Annotated in this window: 8 protein-coding genes; 5 read left to right on the top strand and 3 right to left on the bottom strand. The window is 64.4% G+C overall.

Annotated elements, in window-relative coordinates:
* Nucleotides 1-171: 171 nt before the first annotated feature.
* The 3 genes from ACIP90_RS19605 to ACIP90_RS19595 form a co-directional block, all read right to left on the bottom strand.
* A complete protein-coding gene (locus tag ACIP90_RS19605; protein ID WP_400581335.1) occupies nucleotides 172-1,677 on the bottom strand; it encodes an NAD-dependent succinate-semialdehyde dehydrogenase in 1,506 nt (501 codons plus the stop codon).
* Between the two features lie 140 nt (nucleotides 1,678-1,817).
* Nucleotides 1,818-3,497, bottom strand: a complete 1,680-nt coding sequence (locus tag ACIP90_RS19600; RefSeq protein ID WP_400581334.1) for a BCCT family transporter — start codon at nucleotides 3,495-3,497, stop codon at nucleotides 1,818-1,820.
* 124 nt (nucleotides 3,498-3,621) lie between these two features.
* On the bottom strand, nucleotides 3,622-4,572 hold the full coding sequence (locus ACIP90_RS19595; RefSeq protein ID WP_400581332.1) for a flavin reductase: 951 nt from the start codon (nucleotides 4,570-4,572) through the stop codon (nucleotides 3,622-3,624).
* A gap of 136 nt (nucleotides 4,573-4,708) precedes the next feature.
* Here ACIP90_RS19595 and ACIP90_RS19590 point away from each other — a divergent pair, with 136 nt between their 5' ends.
* The 5 genes from ACIP90_RS19590 (at nucleotide 4,709) to ACIP90_RS19570 (ending at nucleotide 8,989) form a co-directional block, all read left to right on the top strand.
* Nucleotides 4,709-5,386 carry a GntR family transcriptional regulator gene (locus tag ACIP90_RS19590; protein ID WP_400581331.1) on the top strand — a complete coding sequence of 226 codons (678 nt, stop codon included), beginning with the start codon at nucleotides 4,709-4,711 and terminating at the stop codon, nucleotides 5,384-5,386.
* A gap of 162 nt (nucleotides 5,387-5,548) precedes the next feature.
* Entirely contained in the window at nucleotides 5,549-6,226 is a 678-nt protein-coding gene (locus ACIP90_RS19585) for an amino acid synthesis family protein (protein ID WP_400581330.1), read from the top strand.
* The gene (locus tag ACIP90_RS19580; protein WP_400581329.1) at nucleotides 6,223-6,774 is read left to right on the top strand and encodes an amino acid synthesis family protein; all 552 of its coding nucleotides are present in this window, start codon (nucleotides 6,223-6,225) and stop codon (nucleotides 6,772-6,774) included. The genes ACIP90_RS19585 and ACIP90_RS19580 overlap by 4 nt, the downstream gene beginning before the upstream one ends.
* Nucleotides 6,771-7,511: an alpha/beta fold hydrolase gene (locus ACIP90_RS19575; RefSeq protein ID WP_400581328.1), complete on the top strand. Its 741-nt coding sequence runs from the start codon at nucleotides 6,771-6,773 to the stop codon at nucleotides 7,509-7,511. Before ACIP90_RS19580 ends, ACIP90_RS19575 begins: the two co-directional genes overlap by 4 nt.
* Nucleotides 7,508-8,989, top strand: coding sequence for an aldehyde dehydrogenase (locus ACIP90_RS19570; protein ID WP_400581327.1), 1,482 nt, complete (start codon nucleotides 7,508-7,510; stop codon nucleotides 8,987-8,989). Before ACIP90_RS19575 ends, ACIP90_RS19570 begins: the two co-directional genes overlap by 4 nt.
* Nucleotides 8,990-9,000: the final 11 nt, after the last annotated feature.

Raw genomic sequence — 9,000 nt, 5'->3', positions numbered from 1 at the left:
TTTGTGTTCGCTCTCGACAAGCACCACACAACACCCGGAGGTCCTCTTATTGCTTCAAGTAAATCCCCGTGTCACCAACCTGCCGGGACAATACACCTAGTGGGCTTCAAACTGCATCGGGCTGGGGTTTAGGTTCCCTGACGTGTATCTGAGAGACCCCCGGGGGCCGCGTTAGCGGGCGTAGGGGTCGGCGATGCCGAGGTATTGGGTGGTGGTGTATTCGGCGATGCCTTCGGTGCCGCCTTCGCGGCCGAGTCCGGATTGTTTGACGCCGCCGAAGGGGGCTGCGGCGTTGGAGATGACGCCGGCGTTGAATCCGACCATGCCGAACTCGATTTGTTCGGCCACGCGCAGGAGCCGGTTGAAGTCGCGGGTGTAGAGGTAGGAGGCGAGGCCGTATTCGGTGGCGTTGGCGAGCCGGATGGCGTCCTCCTCGGTGGTGAAGGTGGTGACGGGGGCGACGGGGCCGAAGATTTCCTGGCGGAGGATCTCGGCGTCGTTCGGGACGTTGCCCAGCACGGTGGGCTGGTAGAAGTAGCCGGGTCCGTCCACGGGTGCCCCGCCGGTGACGGCAACTGCTCCGGCGTCGACGGCGGCGCGGACCAGGGCGTGGACGTTGTCGCGGGCTCCGGCCTCGATGAGCGGGCCGACCTGGGTGGTGGGGTCGGTGCCGCGGCCGGTGGTCAGGGCGCCCATGGCGGCGGCGAACTTCTGCGTGAATTCTGCGGCGACGGTTTCGTGGACGAGGAAGCGGTTGGCGGCGGTGCAGGCTTCGCCCATGTTCCGCATTTTGGCGGCCATGGCCCCTTCGACGGCGGCATCGAGGTCGGCGTCCTCGAAGACGATGAAGGGGGCGTTGCCGCCGAGTTCCATGGAGGTGCGCAGGACGTTCTGGGCGGCCTCGGCCATCAGTCGCTTGCCGACGGGGGTGGAACCGGTGAAGGAGACCTTCCGCAGCCGGGAGTCCTTCAGGAGCGGACCGGAGATGCCGGAGGCGCTGGCGGAGGCGACGACGTTGAGGACGCCGGCCGGGAGTCCGGCGTCGAGCATGGTCTGCGCGAAGTACTGGGCCGTGAGCGGGGTGAGTTTGGCGGGTTTGAGGACCATGGTGCAGCCGGCGGCGACGGCGGGTGCGACCTTGCGGGTGGCCATGGCCAGGGGGAAGTTCCAGGGCGTGATGAGCAGGCAGGGTCCGACGGGTTTGTGCTGGACGAGGATCTTGTTTTTGCCTTCGGGGGTGGTGAGGTAGCGGCCGTAGTCGCGGACGGCCTCTTCGGAGAACCAGCGCAGGAACTCGGTCCCGTAGGTGACCTCGCCGCGGGCTTCGGCCAGCGGTTTGCCCATTTCCAGGGTCATCAGCAGCGCGAAGTCCTCGGCGCGTTCGGTGACCAGGTCGAAGGCCCGGCGCAGGATCTCTGCCCGCACCCGGGGTGCGGTGCGCGCCCAGGACGCCTGGGCTGCGTCTGCCGCGTCGAGCGCGGCGATAGCGTCGTCACTGGTGGCCGACGCGAGGGTGGCGAGTACCTCCCCGGTGGCGGGGTCGTGGACGTCGAACGTGCCGCCGTCGGACGCGTCCCGCCACTCACCATTGATCAGCAGGCCGGTGGGAACGGAGGCGAGGAGAGACGCCTCACGCTCCGGCGAGACGGCAGGGGAAATTACAGGCGAAGTGGTCATGTGGGGTCTCCTTCAGAAAAACTCAGAGGGGGTGGCAGGTATGCCTGCGCGCTTCAGGCTGTACTCCTGCAAGAGCAGGAAGTTAACGGCGGTGATGGCGGCGGGGTGCTCCCGCCGCCATCACCTGGTTTTGGTTGGTGCTAGGCCTCAGGTTTGAGAATGCGGTTGAGATCGCGCTGGGTTAGTGCGCGTGTGCCCTCGAATTGGGGGTCTTTCCTCAGCTCTACTACCAGGCCGTAGCCGAGGAGGGCGACGATCACGGTGAACGGCAGTGCCGATAGCATGGCCGCCTGCTGGAGTGCGCCCAGGCCTCCGACGATGAGGAGTACAACTGCGCACAGGCCGGTAAGCAGGCCCCAGGTTGTCAGGACTGGTTTGGTGGGTTTGAGTGTCCCGCGGGAGGACATCATGCTGAGCACGTAAGTGTTCGCGTCGGCGCCGGAGACGAAGTACATCACGACCAGGAAGATCGCCACCACGGAGGTGATGCCGGACAGCGGGAGTTCGGCGAGGGTGGCGAAGAAGGCCGAGTTGACGTCCTCCAGCGCCGCGGCACCGATCTGGCCTTGATTCTCCATGTCGAACTTGATCGCCGAGCCGCCGAAGATGGTGAACCAGGCGAAGAACACGACGCTCGGAACAATCATGACGCCGGCGATGAATTGACGCACTGTGCGTCCCCTGGAGATCTTTGCGAGGAAGACCCCAACGAAGGCACCCCAGCTCAGCCACCAGGCCATCATGAAGTAGGTCCACCACTGCATCCACTGGACGTCGTCGGGGGTGCTGGGCGTCAGCAGGCTCACGGCAAAGAATTCGCTGAAGTATTGACCGAGCGAACGGAAGAACAGGTTCGAGATGAAGTTGGTGGGGCCGGTGAACAACACGTAGAGGGCCAGCCCCGCGGAGAGAACCATGGTGCCTTGGCTGAGGTACTTGATGCCGCGGTGTACGCCGGAGAGTGCGGAGAGCGTGAAGATGACCGTGATGACGGCGATGATCAGGATCTGGCCCACAAGGCTGGAGGGAATCCCGAACACCCGGTCGACGCCTTCGCCGATCTGGGAGGCGCCGAGCCCCAAGGACGTCGTTGTTCCGAAGAGGGTGGCGATGATGGCGAAGATGTCGATCATTTTGCCGAACCAGCCGTCGACCAGCTTGCCGAAGACCGGGCGCAGCATGGGTGACACCAGTCCGGCGTTGTTGCGGCGGTGTGTGGAGTAGGCGATGGCGAGGCCGAAGACGCCGAAGACTGCCCAGGCGTGCGGGCCCCAGTCAAAGTAGGAGAACTGCATGGCCCGGACCGCGGCTTCCATGGTGCCGGCCTCGGCCAGGCCGTGGGGTGGTGAGGCGAAGTGCGAGATCGGCTCGGCGACGCCGTAGCTGATCAGGCCGATTCCCATGACCGCGGAGAGGATCATGGCGAGCCAGGACCAGGTGCTGAAGTCTGGCTTCGCGTCGTCGGCGCCGAGCCGGATGGTTCCGAACCGGCTGATTCCGATGTAGATGAGCAGGCCGATGCAGCCAAGGGTTACAACGAGGTAGCTCCAGCCGACGCTCTCGGCGACCCAGTTCATGGCCGCGGTCATGACGGCGCTCAGGTTCTCGGGGGCAAGTGATGCCCAGGCGGTGAATGCGGCGATGAGCCCGACGGATGTCCAGAAGACGGCCCCGGGCTTGTGCCGGAGACGGTCGGCTTTGGCCATCGCGGTTTCGTTTGTCGGCTCGGTGGGAGCGGGGGAGTTTGATGACTTGAGGTTGTCGCCCATGCCGGGGGATGTTTCATCCATCAGGTCCTCGACATTTTTGATGTGGGTCATGAGTGCTCCAGGTTGCAGTGGCGCTGCATAGGTTTGAGTTGGGGAGGCCTCCGAGTGGAGGAGGTGGCCGCCTGGACCAGTCCGTGGGGGCAGGTTGGTCCGGGCGGCGGCCCGATGCGGTAGGTCAGAGTTCCTCGAGGCGTGCGCCGTCAAAGAAGCGGCCTGCCTTGTAGATCATGGGGTCAGCGTCTGCGACCTCAGCGTGCCGGACCCGGCCGACGAAGATCGTGTGGGTTTTGGCCTGGAAGCGTTCCTTGATCTCGGCCTCAAGTGAGGCTGCCGAGCCATCGATCAGTGGCACGCCGTTGGGTCCTACATGCCATTGAAGGTCGGCGAACTTGTCGGGAGCCTTTGAGGCGAACGTGCGTACCGTGTCGTGCTGTTCGTTGCTGAGGATGTTGATCCCGAAGTGCGCCGACTGGAACAGCGCCGGGTAGGTGGACGACGTCTTCTGGACGCAGACGAGAACGAGCGGCGGGTCCAGGGAGATTGAGGCATAGGAGTTGGCCGCGAGGCCCCGGGGTTTGCCGTCTTCGTCGACGGTCGTCACGACGGTGACTCCTGTAATGAACTGCCGGTTGAAGCCCTTCATGATGTCCAAGGGCAAGTTGCCGGTGAATTCGTCCACTACCACGTCTGCTGCGTCGTCCTCGAACGCTGAGTGGAGGGACGGAACTCCGAGGTCGGCCAGGAGCTCCGCGGCGTCCCAGGTAACCCGCTCGTAAGCAATCCGGCCATCGCGCAGCGTAAGGGCGTTCGAGCCGCGGGTCTCGACGACGCTTCCTGTGGGCGGAACCCCGCCGAGGGGATGCGTGAAGGTGCCGGTCGTTGTCCAGAAGATGGCGACGTCGTCACCGCTGGCGATGACCTTGTCGATGCGGGTGGTGAGATCCGGGAATGCCGCCCGGACGTCGAGGATTTCCTGCTGAAGTTCCTTCAGGCCGGTGATCTTTCCCGTGCCGGCGCTCTCACGGCGGTAGTCGTCGGTGACGATTGCGTCGAACGCGCTCACGTCACCCTCGTCCCAGGCTGCCGTCCAAGCTGCGGTTACGGTGTCAGTGATTGTCTGTTGCATGCCACAACCGTAAATCCTAGTGTGATCCACGTCAACACCCGAGAGGAAAAATGCCCCAAACCCGCGGAAGTTGTTAGATCGCTTGACGCGGTCCTTGTATGCAACGTAGGTTTGATGCATGCAAGAGACTCTTCAGGTGAAAACACAGGAACAGGGGACCGGCAATCAGCTCAGCCTCCTGGACAAACTCCGCAAGCTCGTCCTCAGCGGTGAGTACCCGCCGGGCGCGCCGCTTCCGGAGCTTTTCCTGGCCGAGGAGTTCGACGTGAGCAGGACGCCCGTCCGCGAGGCCCTCAAGCAACTGGAAAATGAGGGTCTTGTTGAAATACGGCCCAAGGTGGGCACCTTCGTCCGGATACCCACTCGCCGTGAGATCGTCGAGCTGTTCCAGCTAAAGGAAAGCCTCGAGGGCCTGGCGGCCAACCTGCTCGCAAGGCGCGGTCCGGTGCCGGAGCTGGACCTGCTCAAACGCAATATCGAGGCGTCTGAGGTGGCCGAGCGCAGAAGCGACAGCGCCAGGTATGCCGAACTGGTCCACGAGTTCCACTGGACCATCGTGAACGGTTCGGATAACTCGAAGCTCCGCGAGCACTACGGACGTCTCATGAACCAGCTTGCCTACCACCGGATCGTCCTGGAGACCGTTGAGCGTCCTGCCCGGATGCGGGCCTCCATCCGCGAGCACCAGTCTGTCCTCGATGCGATGTTGGAAAAAGACCCGACGGGTGCCGAACTTGCGATGCGCGGCCACGTCAATGCCTCAAGCCTTGCCGCGGCCCGTATCCAAGCGCCTGAGATGGGTGCCGAGAACTGAGAAGTCACCTGGCCTGGGTCCACCGCTTATGAACTGGGTTGACCAGCGTGTCCTACCTGCCGCCATACCAGCGAACTGCCCGCTTTCGCGGGTGCATATACGAAAGGACGTGCACTGTGCGCTCCCTGATTGCCACTAGGTCACGACGGAAGGACCTGAACCGTGTCTGATACAACCCTGACTTCCCTGTCCACTGACGGAACAGAGGATCAGCCGACCGCTGCGATGGAAGAACTCGCGCGGGGAATCGGTGTCCGGAAGATCACCGTCCTGACGGAAGAGCTCCTGCGCGACGGTCCCGGTGCCCTGCCCACCCGCGTGACCAGGGCGGCCGCAGCCGCCGTCATCCGCAACCCCTGGGCCGGCTCACCGGTCTCGACCGACCTCGCGTCCGAAACCGAACGGATCGCTCCGGTGCTCGCGAAGGTCCTGACGGACCGCCTCACCGCAGCGCTGGGCGGAGCTGATCAAATCGAGGCGTTCGGCAAGTCCGCTGTTGTCGGGTTGAACGGGGAGGTTGAGCACGCCGCTGCGCTGATCCACACACCGTACTTCGGCAATCTCGTCCGCGAGTTCCTCGAAGGCACATCGATCCTCTCCTTCTCAGACGACCGCGCAGAACCAGGGACCTCTATCGCCGTGCCGATGTGGCACAAGGAAGCCGCCTCCACGCGCAGCCACTACCAAACCCTGACGCTAAGCCTGAGCGATGCACCCCATCGGAACGAAATCGTCGTGATAGCCGCCGCCTCCTCAGGGTCCCGTCCGCACCCGCGCATCGGCGACCGAACAACTGACCGCCCCGTAACCGCTGAAATCCTGGAGGGAATCCTGCCGTGAACATCCGCAAGATCGTCACTTTGTCCGAAGAAATCCTGACCGAGGGCGGCCGCCCCGTGACTCCAGGGGCCCGCATCGCCGTCGCAGTCGCGGTAGTGGAGAACCCCTGGGCCGGCCAAGGCTTTGTCGAGGACCTCACCGAAGGCATCGATGCCACAGCTTCTGATCTCGGTGCCCTCCTCACCCCGAAAGTCATCGAGGCCCTCGGCGCCCCTGTCGAGGCCTACGGCAAGGCAGCAATCGTGGGCATCGACGGGGAGGTCGAGCACGGCTCGGCACTCATTCACACGCTCAAATTCGGCGACCACTACCGCAAGGCCGCATCCGCCACCACCCTGCTGCCCGCGGTCGAGAAACGTGCCCCGGCCGGCACGCTCTTCGACATCCCGATGAAGCACATCACGGATGCGACCATCCGCTCCCACCACCAGACCGTCGAGGTCAGGCTCGCCGACGCCCCCCACCCCGGAGAAATCCTCATTGCCCTGGCCGCCTCCGCCCAGGGCCGGCCCCAGGAGCGCCTGGCGCCCCTCTCCACAGAACAATGACAGGAACGCCGGAAACTCCCGTTGCACTCCTGCATGGAGTAGGCCTGGACTCAACCATGTGGGGGCCTGTCCAGGATGCACTCGGGCGTGAATCGATAGCGATCGATCTGCCCGGGCACGGGCGCCAGTCGCCCCTGACGAGACCGACGTCGCTGACGGAACTGGCCGAAGATGTGCTCCCACGCCTACCCGAACGAAGCCACCTCGTGGGGTTCTCTCTGGGGGCACTGATCGCGCAATACATCGCCAGATTCCATCCCGAACGGGTCGAGACGCTCACCTGCGTGAGCTCGGTCTGCCGGCGCACCGATACTGAGAGACAAGCGGTCGCGGCCCGGCTGGCATCAGCCGAGTCTGACTTCACATCGACCATCGAGGCATCGATCGATCGCTGGTACACCGGAACGGCCGTGCCTGCAGGGCTCGTGGACGGCACCCGTCGGACCCTGGAGGCGAATGACGTCCAATCCTTTGTGCATGCCTACCGCGTCTTCGCACTGGAGGACGCGGCGATCGGCACAGAGCTCGGCCGCATCGAGATTCCGACCCTGGCAATCACCGGCGAACTCGACCCGGGATCGACGCCGGAGATGACCAGACGCCTTGCCGCAGCGATCCCGGGCGCAAAGGCTGTCATCGTCCCCGGTGCACGGCACATGCTGCCCGTCCAGGACGCCGACGTCCTGGCCCGGGCAATCAACGAGTTCATAAAAGATTCCGAAGGAGTACGCGCATGACTGTTCGACTCGACCACTTCATTGGGGGTACTTGGTCTGCCCCCGCCGGCGGGGAATACTTCCCCAGCACCAACCCCGCAACACTCGAGGTTCTCTATGAGGCTGCCCGGGGGAGTGAGGAGGACGTCCGCCGGGCCGTGGCAGCGGCACGGACCGCGTTCCAGTCGCCGCTGTGGCATGACCTCACGGCAACGAAGCGCGGGCATCTGCTGCGCCGCCTCGGTGACCTGATCGGCGAGCACGCCGACGAACTCGCCGAGCTTGAGACCCTGGATAACGGCAAGCTTCTGCGCGAGATGCGCGGTCAGCTCGCCAGCCTGCCCGAGTACCTGTACTACTACGCCGGGCTCGCGGACAAGGTCCAGGGCAGCCAGATCCCCACGAATTCGCTCACGATGCTCAACTACACGCAGCGCGAACCGCTGGGTGTCGTGGGGGCGATCACGCCGTGGAACTCTCCTCTTACGCTGACCACCTCCAAGCTCGCCCCCGCTTTGGCTGCCGGCAACACCGTAGTCATTAAGCCCAGTGAGTACACGTCGCGGACCATTCTCCGGGTCGCCGAGTTGGCCTCCCAGGCAGGCTTCCCTGACGGTGTGGTGAACGTCGTCACCGGCTTCGGCCAGGAGGCAGGGGCGGCGCTGGTCAGCCATCCCGACCTCGCGAAGATCTCCTTTACAGGATCGACGCAGACGGGAGCCCGCATCGCGGCGGAAACCGCCTCAAGGTTCATCGGCTCCACGCTTGAACTTGGCGGCAAGAGCCCCAACATCGTGTTCGACGACGCCGACGTGTCCAATGCCGCGATGGGTGTCATCGCCGGAATTTTCGCCGCAGCAGGGCAGACCTGCATTGCGGGAAGCCGGGTCTTCGCGCACCGCAGCGTCTACGACGAACTCGTTGAGCGGGTTGCAGAACGGGCAGCATCGATCATCATCGGTGACCCGCTCCTGGCCACGACTGAGCTCGGCCCCCTCGCCTTTGGCGCACAGCTGGACAAGGTCAGCTCCTACGTCGACCTTGGCGTCAGCGAGGGTGCAACGGTCCGTACCGGAGGCCGCCGGCCCGAGATCGACCTTCCGGGGTTCTTCTTCTCGCCCACCGTCCTGACCGACGTCGACAACTCCATGCGCGTCGTGAGGGAGGAGATTTTCGGCCCAGTCGCCGCGATCATGCCCTTCGACTCCGAAGATGAGGTCGTCGGCCTGGCCAACGACACCGAATATGGCCTGGCCGCCGGCGTCTGGACCCAGAACCTTGCCCGCGCCCACCGGATGGCCCGACGGCTTGAGGCCGGCACCGTATGGGTCAACACCTACCGCGCCATGTCCCCCATGTCACCACGGCAAGGGTTCAAAAACTCGGGCGTAGGTATCGAGCACGGACTCGAATCCATGCACGAATACACACGGCTCAAGAGCGTCTGGATCAACACCGATGAAGGACCCGTATCCGACCCGTTCGTCCTCCGCAGCTGAAGGATCCCGCA

The sequence above is a fragment of the Arthrobacter sp. NPDC093139 genome, assembly GCF_044754165.1.
Lineage (GTDB): Bacteria > Actinomycetota > Actinomycetes > Actinomycetales > Micrococcaceae > Arthrobacter.
This window is presented reverse-complemented; position numbering and strand designations above follow the sequence as displayed.